The 13,449-nt window shown below is 68.4% G+C and carries 10 protein-coding genes; 5 read left to right on the top strand and 5 right to left on the bottom strand.

From position 1 onward, the window contains the following. Positions 1 to 46: 46 nt before the first annotated feature. Together FDA38_RS02605 and FDA38_RS02600 are read right to left on the bottom strand one after the other, a co-directional pair. Complete coding sequence (locus FDA38_RS02605; protein ID WP_137252453.1) at positions 47 to 1,012, bottom strand: TAXI family TRAP transporter solute-binding subunit; 966 nt, start codon at positions 1,010 to 1,012, stop codon at positions 47 to 49. Beyond that, on the bottom strand, positions 1,009 to 3,018 hold the full coding sequence (locus FDA38_RS02600) for a TRAP transporter permease (protein WP_137252452.1): 2,010 nt from the start codon (positions 3,016 to 3,018) through the stop codon (positions 1,009 to 1,011). Before FDA38_RS02600 ends, FDA38_RS02605 begins: the two co-directional genes overlap by 4 nt. Before the next feature lie 118 nt (positions 3,019 to 3,136). Here FDA38_RS02600 and FDA38_RS02595 point away from each other — a divergent pair, with 118 nt between their 5' ends. Continuing rightward, positions 3,137 to 3,802 carry a response regulator transcription factor gene (locus tag FDA38_RS02595; protein WP_012918592.1) on the top strand — a complete coding sequence of 222 codons (666 nt, stop codon included), beginning with the start codon at positions 3,137 to 3,139 and terminating at the stop codon, positions 3,800 to 3,802. A 3-nt stretch (positions 3,803 to 3,805) separates the two neighbouring features. After that, positions 3,806 to 5,182, top strand: a complete 1,377-nt coding sequence (locus tag FDA38_RS02590; RefSeq protein ID WP_233714483.1) for a sensor histidine kinase — start codon at positions 3,806 to 3,808, stop codon at positions 5,180 to 5,182. Between the two features lies 1 nt (position 5,183). On the opposite strand, the gene FDA38_RS02585 is transcribed toward FDA38_RS02590, so the two are convergent. Continuing rightward, positions 5,184 to 6,224, bottom strand: coding sequence for a TAXI family TRAP transporter solute-binding subunit (locus FDA38_RS02585; protein WP_137252451.1), 1,041 nt, complete (start codon positions 6,222 to 6,224; stop codon positions 5,184 to 5,186). 200 nt (positions 6,225 to 6,424) lie between these two features. On the opposite strand from FDA38_RS02585, the gene FDA38_RS02580 reads away from it, so the two are divergent. After that, positions 6,425 to 9,439 (top strand): alpha-mannosidase, encoded by a 3,015-nt coding sequence (locus FDA38_RS02580; RefSeq protein ID WP_137252450.1) that lies wholly within the window; start codon positions 6,425 to 6,427, stop codon positions 9,437 to 9,439. Between the two features lie 100 nt (positions 9,440 to 9,539). Next, positions 9,540 to 10,871 (top strand): cytochrome P450, encoded by a 1,332-nt coding sequence (locus FDA38_RS02575; protein WP_137252449.1) that lies wholly within the window; start codon positions 9,540 to 9,542, stop codon positions 10,869 to 10,871. Between the two features lie 12 nt (positions 10,872 to 10,883). Here the strand turns inward: FDA38_RS02575 and FDA38_RS02570 are convergent, their stop codons facing one another. Then, on the bottom strand, positions 10,884 to 11,387 hold the full coding sequence (locus FDA38_RS02570) for a DUF5709 domain-containing protein (RefSeq protein ID WP_137252448.1): 504 nt from the start codon (positions 11,385 to 11,387) through the stop codon (positions 10,884 to 10,886). Between the two features lie 57 nt (positions 11,388 to 11,444). On the opposite strand from FDA38_RS02570, the gene FDA38_RS02565 reads away from it, so the two are divergent. Continuing rightward, positions 11,445 to 12,599, top strand: a complete 1,155-nt coding sequence (locus FDA38_RS02565; RefSeq protein WP_233714482.1) for an FUSC family protein — start codon at positions 11,445 to 11,447, stop codon at positions 12,597 to 12,599. Positions 12,600 to 13,003: 404 nt separating this feature from the next. Here FDA38_RS02565 and FDA38_RS02560 read toward each other — a convergent pair whose 3' ends face one another. Then, a complete protein-coding gene (locus FDA38_RS02560) occupies positions 13,004 to 13,447 on the bottom strand; it encodes an OsmC family protein (RefSeq protein ID WP_137252446.1) in 444 nt (147 codons plus the stop codon). Positions 13,448 to 13,449 lie beyond the last annotated feature (2 nt).

Here is a 13,449-nt window from a genome sequence, read left to right as displayed (position 1 = left end):
TCCGGACCCCTTAAGGTCCGGTGCCCACCCGTAAACCAGCAAACTGCTATTTCAGCCCGTCGATCGCCTTCTTCGCGCCGGGGTGCAACGGCACCGGGTCGGTCTTCTCGGCGTTCTCGAGCGTGATGCCCTTCGCGGCCGCGTTCACCGCGACCAGTGCACCCATGTTGTCGTAGATGACCTTCGTCAACTGCTCCGCGAGCTCGTCCTTCATGTCCTTGCGGACCAGCAGCACGTTCGGCACGACGATCGTCGGTACGTCGGCCGCCTGCTTGTACGTCGCGGCCGGGATCGGCGCCTGCGTGTAGATCGAGCCGTACTTCTCCTGCATTTTCGGCAGCAGATCCGTGATCGGCAAGAGCTTCACACCCTTGCCCATACTCGTGATCAGGTCGGTGATCCCGCCGGTGGGCAGACCGCCGGACCAGACCAGAGCGTCGACCGAGCCCGACTTCATCGCATCCACCGACTCCGGCAACCCGAGCCGCTGCGCGGTCACGTCCTTGGCCGGGTCGAGCCCTGCCGCCTCCAGCAGCCGGCGCGCGATCACCTCGGTCCCGGAGTTCGGCGAACCGGTCGAGACCCGTTTGCCCTTCAGGTCCGCGATCGAGTTGATCCCGGCCGAGGTCCGGACGGCGACCTGCGTGTAGTTGTTGTACAGCCGGGTCAGCGCGACCACGTCCTGCTTGTCCTTGAAGCTGTTCTCGCCCTTGACCGCGTCGGAGGCCGAGTCGCCGAGCGAGAACGCGATGTCGTAGTTGCCCGCGACCAGCCCCTGGATGTTCTGCACCGAGGCCCCGGTCTCGCTCGCGGTCGCGCGATACCCGGCCACCTTGGACGAGATCACCGACGCCAGCGCGCCGCCGAGCTGGTAGTACACCCCCGTCGTGTTGCCGGTGGCAATCGTCAGTCGCCCGCCGCCGTCCGAGGACCCGGCAGGTTCACGCTGACCGCCACAGGCAGCGAGCGAGACGACGGCAGCAAGCGCCACGACAGTGGTGCGGAGTCTCATGAGGCAACGGTTCCTTCCACGGAAGAGGCCTGGCGCTGCCGCCGGACCAGATTGATGACGACGGCAACAAGTAGCAAACAGATTCCGGCCGTGATGGTTACGGGCGCGAGGTACAGCAGCAACGCAGCCGCAGGTACGCAGACCGCCCGCTCGAGCCAGGTCGCCCGGACGAACACCCAGCCGCCCGTGACAACGGCGAGCGCGGCGACGGCGAGCATCGACACCAACGTGGTCCAGACCATCCCGACGAACGAGCCCTGACCGAGCAGATGCGCGCCGTTGTCGGTCAGCACGAACGCGAACGGCACCAGGAACGCCGGCAGCGTGTACTTCCACGCCTGCCACATCGTCGGCATCACCTTGCCGCCGGTGATCGCAGCCGTCGCCACCGCGGCCAGTGCGGTCGGCGGTGAGACCTCGGAGAGTACGGCGTAGTAGAAGATGAACATGTACGCCTCGGGCTGCGTCACGCCGAGGTTGACCAGCGCCGGCGAGATGATCACCGCCGCGATGATGAACGACGCGGTCACCGGCACCGCGAGCCCGAGGATCAGTACGGCGAAGCCGGACAGCACCACGGTCAGGATCAGCACCGCGGTGGGGTTCGAGGTCAATCCGTGCGCAGCGTTGACGATGATCTCGGCGAGGTTCAGCCCGAGCCCGGTCTGCGTGGTGACCGCGACGATCACGCCCGCCGTCGCGCAGGTGGCCGCCACCGGCAGTACCGAACGGGTGCCCTGGGCAAGCGCTTTGAACAACGGCCGGCCGGTCAGCCGGTGCTCGCGGTCCAGGAACGACAACCCGAACTGGATGATCACCGCGTAGACGACAGCCTTGAACGGCGGTACGTCGACCGCCATGAACGCGATGATCACGAACAACGACAAGAAGTGGTACCCGAACCGCAGCAGCAACCGCCACGCCGAATCCGTCGACGTCTCCGCCGATGTCGTCCCGTGCTTGCGGGCATCGATCTCGATCGCGAGCAGGATCCCCAGGTAATAGAGGATCGTCGGGATCACGGCGAACCCGAGCACCTTCAGGTACGACACCTGCAGGAACTCCGCGATGATGAACGCGGCCGCACCGAGCGTCGGCGGCGACAGGATCGCGCCGATACCGGATGCGGCAAGCATTCCGCCCGCCGGTTCGGGCGGATAACCGGCCCGGCGCAGGATCGGCCACGACACGGTGCCGAGCGACACGGCAGTCGCCGTACCCGAACCTGACACGCTGCCGAGCAGGAAGCCCGCGAGCGTGACCGTTCGGCCAGGCGCCGTACGGCTGCGTTTGAAGGCGGCGAAGGACAGGTCGATGAAGAACTTGCCGGCACCGGAGTAGTCGAGCACCGCGCCATAGATCGTGAACAGCACGATGTACGACGCCGCGACGCTCAACGGCGTCCCGTAGAACCCCGCCGTGCCCATCGTGAACTGCGCGATGATCGCGTCGAAGTTGAAGCCCTGATGGGCGAGCGACCACGTGTAGGGCAGGTAGCCGCCGTAGTACGCGTACGCGATGAACACCAGGCTGAAGACCGGCAGAACCCAGCCCGTCGTACGACGACAGGCCTCGAGCAACAGCACCAGCAGCACTGCTCCGGCCACCACGTCCAACACGGTCGGCGCCTGACGCCGCTCCAGGTATCCGTCGAAATCGAAGAGCGGATAGAGGCACACGACCAACGCGATGACGGCGAGGATCCAGTCGACGACACCGGGATCGTCATGCGTGCGAACCCTGCCCGGAAGACGAAAGCCCCGGTAACAGAGCAGCGTGATCGGCAGAACGGCTGCGAGAAAGATCACCAAGTAGAACTGCGTGCCTTGTGGTATTGGAAAGAAAACCTGTGCAAGGACGCCGACGCTGACGATTGCGCACCAGACCGAAACAACCAGGTCCAGGGCAGGCCTGAGCCGCCGAGCGGGGCGTTCCTGCTCGTACTCGGCCAGTTCTTCCTCGGAGGGCGCGGTGACGCTGCCCCCCGTGTCAACACCGACAGTCATCGACTGGTTCCCTCCTGTGTCCGGAAGGCTAATGTTGCCGAACACTGGGTGGAGTCGCGTGATTACGTCTTTACCAAGATCTGACACATGAGGGCGTGACCTGGCCTACGATCACCGCATGAGTGGCGCGGTCCGGATTCTGCTGGTCGAGGACGATCTCGATATCGCCAATGCCCTGATACCTGCTTTGCGGCGCTACGGCCTGATGGTGACGCACGTTCGCACCGCCGCCGACGCCCTGGCGGCGGATCCCGGCGACCTGGTCCTGCTGGACCTCGGACTGCCGGACGGGGACGGCATCAACGTCTGCCGGCAGATCCGTACGGTGTCCGATGTGCCGGTGATCGCGGTGACGGCCCGCGGCGAGGCCGCGGACCGGGTGCGCGGGTTGCGCAGCGGTGCGGACGACTATGTGGTCAAACCGTTCGCGATTTCCGAACTGCTGGCCCGCATCGATGCTGTACTACGTCGTACCGGTCTCTTGCAGCCCCGCCCCCGGGTGACCGTCGGCGACCTGACCGTGGATATCGAAGCCCGCACGGTGCAGGTGGCGGACAAGCCCATCAGCCTGACCCGCAAGGAGTTCGACGTGCTAGCAGTGCTGGCCGCTCACCACGGCCGGGTGGTCCCCCGCGAACAGGTCGCGCTGTACGCCTGGCAGTCGGTCTTCGAGGCGTCCTCGCGAACCATGGACGTCCACGTCGCCAGCCTGCGCGCGAAGCTCGGCCGGCCCGAACTGGTGCAGACCATCCGCGGCGTCGGCTACCGCCTGGGTTCGGACTGACCGTTGCGCCGTCGACTACTGCAGTCCCTCGTCCCGATGGTCGTCGCGCTGGCGATCGTCGCCGTCATCCCGCTGGCGAACTTCATCGCCACGAGTACGTCGCGCACGCTGTTCCTGTCCCGGAGCAACGACGCGGACTGGTTTGCCACGATGGCGGAGTCCCCGCTGCAGACCGGTGACATCGCCAACCTGCGTGAGCTGACAGTCCGGTACCAGGAGCTCTACAACACGCCGGTCTTCGTCGTCGACGTCGACTCCCGCGTCATCGCCACCTCCGTGTCCGGTGTGGACGTGAAGGAGCCGGACATCGCGTCCGCACTGCACAGCACGCTGGCCGGCCGGCTGCCGCCTGAGCCGCCGGCACTGTGGCCGTGGCGCTCCGGCGAGATGATCGTGTCCCGTCCGGTCGTCAACAACGGCAGCGTCCTCGGTGCCGCCGTACTGCGGGTGCCGACCGAGACCGCCCGCGACCAGGTGCAGCGTGGGTTGCTGCTGCTGCTCGGCGGCCTGCTGATCAGCATCGGCGCGATCATCGTCGGTATCGTCCGGCCGATCACCCGCTGGGTGCTGCGGCCGCTGCAGGACCTCGACAACGCGACCCACCAGATCACCCGCGGCGCGCTCGACACCCGGGTGTCGACCGACGGTCGCGCACCGGAGCTACGCCGTCTCGGTGACAGCTTCAACTCGATGGCACTGAGCCTGCACCAGGCCCGTCAGCGTGAGCGTGAGTTCGTCGCGGACGCGTCGCACCAGCTGCGTACGCCGCTGACGTCGGCCCGGATCCACATCGAGGGCCTGTCCCGGCTGTCGCCGACCGCGCGGTTCGCGCTCAGCGACATCGACCGGCTCGGCCGGATCGTCCAGCGGCTGTCCCGGCTGGCCGGCTCGGACCGCCCCTCGGCAGCCGATGCCGAAGGCAACGAAGAGCCGCTGGACCTGGCCCAGGCGGTGAAGGAACGACTGGTCGGCTGGAAGGCCGTGTACGCCGCCGACGACCTGGAGCTGATCGTCGGCGAGATGGTCCCGGGCGGCGTCGCGCCGGAGCTCGAGGTCGACGACATCCTCGACGTACTGCTCGACAACGCGTCGAAGTACGGCGCTCCGCCGGTGGAGGTCTCGGTCACCCGGGACGGCACCGAGGTCGTGATGTCGGTCCGCGACCACGGCCTGGGTCTCGGCTCACGCGACCTGAAGAAGGTCGGCGAGCGGTTCTGGCGCAGCGCGCACCACCGGGAGATGCCAGGCACCGGTCTCGGGCTGGCGATCGTCCGCTCCGAGGCGGCCCGGGTCGGCGGCCGTGTGGTCGCCCGCCCGCCGATCGGCGGCGGCCTGGTGATCGAGGTCCGCGTCCCGCTGATCGACGATTACGACGTCTAGGTCAGATGTGGTTCTGCCGATACCAGCGTTCCGCGGCGGGATGTAGTGGTACCGGCATGGTGGAGATCGCCGAGCGGGGGTCCAGGGCGCCGGCTTCGGGGTGATCCTTGATCAGGTCGTTCTGGCGGCGGAACAGCGTGTTGACCGTCCACCAGGCCCACGAGTCGGACAGGCCCGGCTTCGCGATCAGGTAGTTCGGCACCGCCAGCGTCTGCACCGCGCTGGCCAGCCCGTACTGCGACGGCGGGATCGACGACACCACGAACCCGCCGAACTCCTTCAGCGCGATCGTCTGGGCGACCTTCGCGATGTCGAGCAGCCGGAACCCGAGCGTGCTCTGCAGCTTCGCGATCGGCACCGTCGGTACGCCGCCGCTCCAGATGAACGCGTCGATCGAGCCCCGGGTGGCGTTCTCTTTCGGGGTCAGCGCCGCGACCGACTGCTCCAGGGTCATGTTGACCCGCTTCACGTCGACCTTCGCCTCGTCGAGGATCATGTCGGCGATGATCTGGGTCCCGGAGTTCTTCGGGCCGACGCTGACCACCATCTTCGGCGCGTTCGGTTTGTCCTTGGGCGGGTTCAGGTCCGTCAGCTCCTTGGCCTTCGAGGCCATCGGCACGACGATGTGCACGTAGTTGTCGTACACCCGGGCGAGCGCGGTGAACCGCAGCGGGCCCTTGCTGAACTCGCCGGTGCCCTCGTACGCCGCGAGTGCCGAGTCCGACGTACAGAAACCGAGGTCGGCGGCACGGCTCGCGACCTTGACCAGGTTGTCGACCGAGCCGTTGCTCGGCAGCGGCTTCAGCTCCATCCCGGTGACTTCGCTCACCAGCGCGCTGAGCGCCGCACCGAAGACGTTGTAGACGCCGCCGGGGTTTCCGGTCACGAAGGTCCCGGCGGCGGCGGGCGCGGGCTCGTCGGCGCGGCCACGGGAGCAGCCGGGCACCAGCAGGGCCGACGCGGCCGCGGCTCCGAAGCCGAGAACACTGCGCCTAGTCATCCCAGTCGGCCGGGCAGGGGTCAGCAGGCGGGGGCGATCCATGCAGACAACCTAGACAACAACCGGGCCTCCGGGGTAGCCGCGCCCGCGGCCGCAACCGAACCGCTACCGACAGGTAAGCCTGGATCCTGTCTGGATACTGTGGCCGAACTGCGTCTGGACGGGCCAGGGGTAGGTGTGACAGCGTTGTCATCCGTGCGGCCGTAGCGGCCGCGTGAGGATCTTCCCCGGAGGCTGATTTCGTGCACGACGACCGTCAACTCATCGAGGAGCGGCTCAGGCGCGCCCTGCGGGAGCGGCTCCGCCCCGCGATCTACGGCGCGGCGGTCCCGCTGGACATCGAGGTGTGGCACGCACCCGGTGAGCCCGTGTCCCCCGCCGAAGCGCTCGCGCAGACCTACGAGAAGGCCGAGATCGGCCTGCCGTGGGGTCCGGCCTGGGGTACCGCGTGGTTCAGGTTCAGCGGCCAGGTCCCGTCCGAATGGGCCGGCCAGGAGATCGAGGCGGTCATCGACCTCGGCTTCAGCGGCGGCCCCGGCTTCTCCGCCGAGGGTCTGGTGCACACCACCTCCGGCAAGCCGCTGAAGGGCCTGCACCCGCGACAGACCTACGCCCCGCTCTCGATCCTCGGCCCGGACGGTACGGCGGCCTCCGCCGGCGACTCGATCCAGTTCTACGTCGAGGGCGCTGCCAACCCGGAGATCCCGCTCGACAACGCCTACGCCAAGGTCGACATCGGCGAGAAGCTCGGCGAGACCCCGATCTACACGCTGACCCGCGCCGACCTGGCCGTGTTCAACGCCGAGGTGTGGGACCTGATCCTCGACCTCGAGGCACTGAACAGCCTGCAGAACGAGCTGTCCGCCCAGGAGCCCCGCCGTCGCGAGATCCTGCGCGCGATCAGCCGTTCGCTGGACGCGCTGGACTACGAGAACGTCGCCGGCACCGCCGCGGACGCCCGCGCGCAGCTGACCGACGTACTGAGCCGGCCGGCGCACGCCAGCGCCCACCAGCTGTCCGCCGTCGGGCACGCGCACATCGACTCCGCGTGGCTGTGGCCGCTGCGGGAGACGCGGCGCAAGGTCGCCCGGACGGTCTCCAACGTCGCCACCCTCGCCGAGGAGTACCCGGAGCTGGTCTTCGCGTTCTCGCAGGCGCAGCAGCACGTCTGGGTGAAGGACAACTACCCGGAGGTCTGGGAGCGGCTGAAGAAGGCCGTTGCCGAGGGCACCATCGTTCCGGTCGGCGGAATGTGGGTCGAGTCCGACACCAACCTGCCCGGCAGCGAGGCGCTGGCCCGGCAGTTCGTGCACGGCAAGCGATTCTTCCTGGACGAGTACGGGATCGACACCCAGGAGGTCTGGCTGCCGGACTCGTTCGGCTACACGGCGGCCCTGCCGCAGCTGGTGAAGCTGTCGGGCTCGAAGTGGTTCCTGACCCAGAAGATCTCCTGGAACAAGGAGAACAAGTTCCCGCACCACACCTTCTGGTGGGAGGGCCTGGACGGGACGCGGGTGTTCACCCACTTCCCGCCGATCGACACCTACAACTCCGACCTGTCCGGTCGCGAGCTCGCGCACGCGCAGCGGAACTTCCAGGAGAACGGCGCCGCGACCCGCTCGCTGGTTCCGTTCGGGTACGGCGACGGCGGTGGCGGCCCCACCCGTGAGTTCGTCGCGACCGCGCGCCGGGTGAAGGACCTGGAGTCCTCGCCGAAGGTGACGATCGAGTCCCCGACCGAGTTCTTCACCGCTGCCGAGGACGAGTACCGCGAGCACGCTCCGGTCTGGTCCGGCGAGCTCTACCTGGAGATCCACCGGGCGACGTACACCTCGCAGGCCAAGACCAAGCAGGGCAACCGGCGGACCGAGCACCTGCTCCGCGAGGCCGAGCTGTGGACCACCGCGGCCGTCGTCGCGGGCAAGCTCGACACGTACCCGTACGAGGACCTGGACCGGCTGTGGAAGATCGCGCTGCTGCACCAGTTCCACGACATCCTGCCGGGCTCCTCGATCTCGTGGGTGCACCGCGAGGCCGAGCGGACGTACGCGAAGATCGCCGACGAGCTCGACGCGATCATCTCCCGCGCGCAGCAGGCGCTGGCCGGCGAGGGTGACGAGCAGATCGTCTTCAACGCCGCGCCGCACGGCCGCAACGGCGTCGCCGGCCTCGGCGCGGGCGTCGCTACCACCGCGGGCCAGGCGGTCACCGTCGAGAACGGCGTGATCGACAACGGCCTGATCCGGGTCACGATCGACGAGCGCGGTCTGATCACCTCGCTGTACGACGTCGAGGCCGACCGCGAGGTCATCGCACCAGGCGCCGTGGGCAACCTTCTCCAGCTGCACGTGGACACCCCGAACCACTGGGACGCGTGGGACGTCGACTCGTTCTACAAGAACAACGTCCGCGACGTCACCGAGGTCGACAGCGTCGACTTCAGCACCGACGACGACGAGGCCGTCGTCGTGGTGAATCGCTCGTTCGGCCGGTCCACCGTCACCCAGACGCTGCGGGTCCGCCCGGGCACCAAGCGGGTCGACATCGAGACCGAGATGGACTGGCACGAGACCGAGAAGTTCCTCAAGGCGGCGTACCCGGTCGACGTCCACGCGGACCGGTCGGCGTCGGAGACGCAGTTCGGGCACATCTTCCGGCCGACCCACCAGAACACCTCGTGGGACGCGGCGAAGTTCGAGATCGCGGCACACCGCTGGGTGCACGTCGGCGAGCCCGGGTACGGCGTTGCCGTGGTCAACGACTCGACGTACGGCCACGACATCAACCGGACCGCCCGTGAGGACGGCGGTACGACGACCACGATCCGGACGTCGCTGATCCGCGCGCCGCGCTTCCCCGACCCGAAGACCGACCAGGGCGTGCACGTCGTGAACCACGCGCTGGTGGTCGGCGCCGGCATCCCGGAGGCGATCGAGGAGGGCTACGCGATCAACCTCCCCGAGCGCGTCGTCAGCGGTACCGACGGCGTCGAGCCGATCGTTGCCCTGAACAACGACAACGTCATCGTCGAGGCGATCAAGCTGGCCGACGACAAGTCGGGTGACGTGATCGTCCGGCTGTACGAGTCCACCGGCGGCCGGTCCCGGGCCACGATCACGCCGTCCTTCGCGGCGTCCGCGGCCACCGAGGTCGATCTGCTCGAGCGTCACCTCGCGGACCGGGAGCTGCAGGACAACGGGGTCGCACTGGATCTGCGTCCCTTCCAGATCCTGACGCTCCGCTTCAAGCGTTCCTGACCCCCACCCCGAAGGCCCGCCTGTCCATCGGACCGGCGGGCCTTCGCATGCTTGTCGCGTTCGATGCCCGGTGTTCACCCGCCTGACGTAGCGTGAAGGTATGGCTCCGACACCCTTGCTCGGTTCCCGGACTCTCGACCGGCAGACGGCCCGCACGCTGCCGCCGGGCCCGAAGCTCCCCACCCTGGTCCAGACCGTGCTGTTCGCGAGTCACCGCCGGACGTTCTTCCCGCGGATGCGGGACAAGTACGGCGACGTGTTCACGATCCGCCTGGTGCCGTCGAGCCGGGTCTGCGTCGTACTGAGCCGGCCGGACCACATCCGCGAGGTGTTCGGCAGCCCGCCCGCGGTGATGCACGCCGGCGAGGGCAACACGGTGCTCGAGCCGATCATGGGTTCGCACTCGTTGCTGCTGCTGGACGACGAGGATCACGTCCGGATGCGCAAGCAGTTGATGCCCGCGTTCTCCGGCGCGGCGCTGCGCGGGTACGCCGGGATGGTGTTCGAGCTCGCTCAGGCCGAGGTCGCGAAATGGCCGGTCGGCGAGCCGTTCAAGGTGCACCAGCGGATGCGGAACCTGACCCTCGAGATCATCCTGCAGGTGATCTTCGGCGTGACCGACATCGACCGGCTGAACACGTTGCGCCCGCTGATGGACAAGATCGTGTCGGTGTCGCCGGTGATCATGCTGGGCGGCTTCTACCCGCCGCTGCTCCGGGTCCGGCCGTGGAAGACGTACCTCGACACCCAGCGCAAGGTCGACGAGATCCTGTACGACGAGATCGCCAAGCGCCGCGAGACGTTTGCCGGACGCAACGACGTACTGTCCCGGCTGCTTGCCGCGGGCAACTGGACGGACGTCGAGCTGCGCGATCAACTGGTGACGCTGCTACTGGCCGGGCACGAGACGACAGCGACCGCGATGGCGTGGGCCTTCCACGAACTCGCCCGGCGACCCGAGGACCTCGCGTTCGGGCAGCGGGCCGCCGATGCCGGCGCGGACGACGAGCTGGAGGCGACCGTCAAGGAGGCGCTGCGGCTGCACCCGGTCGTGTACCAGGTCGGCCGCCGGCTCACCGAAACCACCGACATCGCGGGCTACCGCCTGCCCCGCGGTACGACGATCATGGCCGCGATCGGGCTGGTCCACCGGGATGCGGAGCACTTCCCGATGCCGATGGACTTCCGCCCGCAGCGATTCCTGTCCGACGACCCGCCCGCCCCCGGCACCTGGATGCCCTTCGGCGGCGGCGCCCGGCGCTGCATCGGCGCCGGCTTCTCGCTAATGGAAGGCACCGAGATCCTCCGCGCCGCCCTCAGCGTCTACGACTTCCAGGCCCCGAACCCGAAACCCGAACCACCCCAGGCGAAGAACGTCACACTCGTCCCCCGCCACGGCTCAGTCGTCACCGTCACCCGCCGCCGCAGCTGAGCGTCCGGACGCTCAGTCCTCCGGGTCGCCGACGTCTCCCAGGTCGACGTCGTCGTAGCTCTCGAGGTCTTCCTCGTCGTCGTCCTCGAGCTCGAAGTTGTCCTCGTCGTCGACGAGGTGGACAGCAGCCTCCTCGGCTCCGGCCGCGGCGCCGTCGATGCCGACGTCCTCGGCGAACAGCTCGTTGTCGTCGTCGCCGTGCGCGCCCTCGTCCGGAGCGACCAGGCGCCCGGAGCGGACCACGCCGACCTCTGGGCCGCCGACGTCCTCGCCGTCCTCGGCGTACGGGTCGGTGTCCGGGACCTCCTGGGCGATCCGCTGGTCCAGGGTCTCGCCCTGCACCGCCTCGTCGGCCGTGGTGCCGAACCCTTCGCCCGCGGACCACTTCTCCGGCGGCGAGTACCCCTCGTCGAGCAGATCGTCGACACCCCGGTCGTTCAGAGTGTCCTCGGCCTGCAGCTGATCCTCGTCGTCTACGGAATAGCTCCCGTAGTCCTCACGGCTGTCGTCGCTCATGGGGCAACCTTGGCGCGTCGCAGGCACTGGAATCAAGCTCGACGCAGAATGGGGGCCGTGGATCCGGTCAGGCTGACGTTGGACCAGTTGCGGGAGCTGCGCGACGATATCGCGCCGCGGGCCGCCCTGAGGTCGCGTGCCTCGGTCCGCCGCCGGATCGAACGCTGGCGCAGCCGGTCCTTCTTCATCGCCCAGTGCGCGCTTGCCGCCGGGGTCGCCTGGGTGCTCGGCCGGTACGTCCTCGGCCACAAGACGCCGTTCTTCGCGCCGGTCGCGGCGATGGTCTGCCTAGGCTTCAGCTTCGGTCAGCGGCTGCGGAGGGTTGCGGAGGTGATGGTCGGCGTTGCGGTCGGCGTGGCCGTCGGCGACCTGTTCGTCCACGTGTTCGGCACCGGAGTGGTGCAGATCATCGTCGTGATCGCGCTCGCGATGAGCGTCGCCGTACTGCTCGGTGCCGGCAACCTGATGACCACGCAGGCCGGAGTCCAGGCCGCCATCGTCACCACCTTGCTGCCGAACCCGGGCGCCGGCTTCAGTCGCTGGCTGGACGCGGTCCTCGGTGGCGTCGTCGCGCTGGCGGCCGCCACGATCGCCCCGGCTGCCGCGATCAGGCGTCCGCGGCAGCAGGCTTCCGGCGTACTGAGTGAGCTGGCCGAGATCCTGATCGAGACCGCGGAGGGCCTCCGCAACCGCGACGAGGAAGCGGTCACCGACGCGCTCCGCCGGGCGCGGTCGAGCGAGTCCCGCCTCGACGATCTGCGCAGCGCTGCCGACGAGGGCGTCGCGGTCGTCCGGTTGTCGCCGTTCGTACGCCGGCACCGCGGGCGGGTCCAGGAGATCGCCGATCTCGTCGTACCGCTGGATCGGGCGATCCGGAACATCCGGGTTCTGGTACGGCGGTGCGCGGTGTCGGTCTGGCGAGACGAGGCGATGCCTGCGGAGTACCCGATGCTGCTCGAGCGGCTCGCGGATGGCACCCGCCTGATCGGCGAGTCCCTGTTCGAACCGGCCGCGGATGTCGCTGCCCATCGCGTGCTGGGCGAGCTCGGCCGCCGTACTGCGGTGATGCCGCTGCCGACCGGGCTGTCCGCGGTCGTCGTACTGGGTCAGCTCCGGTCCACGATCATCGACCTGCTCGAGCTGACCGGCACGTCGTACGACGACGCCCGGAAACTCGTCCCGCTGCGGCTGGACGGGCTCGACGAGAAGTAAGTGGTCCAGGTCACATCGCGGATTCCCGTCATACCTGAGCGCCGGGTGCGTCTCACTGGCATGACGATCCACCGACTGATGACCACGATGGCCACCGAGCAGGTTCGCGAGCTCGAAGACCTCCTGGCCGACTCCCCGACCCTTGACGACCGGAGCGACGCCGCCGCCGAGCAGTAAGGCGCGAACCGGACGAACGGATCCCCGGCGGCGCGCCGAACGGTCTTGCCCACCGAGCTAGACCGCGCGGAAGTCGCACCAACGCAGAGGCGCCCAGTGCGAGGCGCCGCCGGATCCGTTACCGGTGCACCGCCACAGAGGTGCACCCAAAACCACCCGCCGACCATCCTGACACCGTTTGCGCGAGGCTCAGGCCGGTCCGGCGGGTGGTTTTTGTCTGCCCACAGTCAGCTGGCGACCGTGATCTCGGTGGTGACCGAGTTCGCGATGAAGCATTCCCGATGCGACAGGTGGTGGATCTTCTCGATCGTTGCCGCGTCCGGCTCGTCGCCTGCCCAGACGATCTTCGGGTGCAGTGTCACCTGGGTGATCGCCAGCCGGCCCGCGGCGTTCGGAGCCATTACGCCTACTGCGTGGTCGTCGTAGGCGTCGACCACCAGGCGTTTGCGGGCCGCGATCGACAGGAAAGTCAGCATGTGGCAGGACGACAGGGCCGCCACGAATGCCTCCTCCGGATCGACCGGGCCCGGGTTGCCCAGGTACTTCGGGTTGGCGGAGCCGGGCACCGTGATGCCGCCGTCGAAGCGCCACTCGTGGTCGCGGTTGTAGCTGTCGTAGGCGAAGTCGTACTCGCCACGGCTCCAACTCACATCGACCACGTGCTCCGACATGT

This window comes from Kribbella jiaozuonensis, assembly GCF_005233875.1.
Taxonomy (GTDB): domain Bacteria; phylum Actinomycetota; class Actinomycetes; order Propionibacteriales; family Kribbellaceae; genus Kribbella; species Kribbella jiaozuonensis.
The sequence above is the reverse complement of the archived record's forward strand: the minus strand, read 5'-3'. Positions and strand labels throughout refer to the sequence as shown.

What these genes read in the sequence shown, in the direction of transcription:
- FDA38_RS02605 (WP_137252453.1), bottom strand. Translation starts at nt 1,012, where the DNA reads ATGAGACTCCGCACCACTGTCGTGGCGCTTGCTGCCGTCGTCTCGCTC.
- FDA38_RS02600 (WP_137252452.1), bottom strand. Translation starts at nt 3,018, where the DNA reads ATGACTGTCGGTGTTGACACGGGGGGCAGCGTCACCGCGCCCTCCGAG.
- FDA38_RS02595 (WP_012918592.1), top strand. Translation starts at nt 3,137, where the DNA reads ATGAGTGGCGCGGTCCGGATTCTGCTGGTCGAGGACGATCTCGATATC.
- FDA38_RS02585 (WP_137252451.1), bottom strand. Translation starts at nt 6,224, where the DNA reads ATGGATCGCCCCCGCCTGCTGACCCCTGCCCGGCCGACTGGGATGACT.
- FDA38_RS02575 (WP_137252449.1), top strand. Translation starts at nt 9,540, where the DNA reads ATGGCTCCGACACCCTTGCTCGGTTCCCGGACTCTCGACCGGCAGACG.
- FDA38_RS02570 (WP_137252448.1), bottom strand. Translation starts at nt 11,387, where the DNA reads ATGAGCGACGACAGCCGTGAGGACTACGGGAGCTATTCCGTAGACGAC.
- FDA38_RS02560 (WP_137252446.1), bottom strand. Translation starts at nt 13,447, where the DNA reads ATGTCGGAGCACGTGGTCGATGTGAGTTGGAGCCGTGGCGAGTACGAC.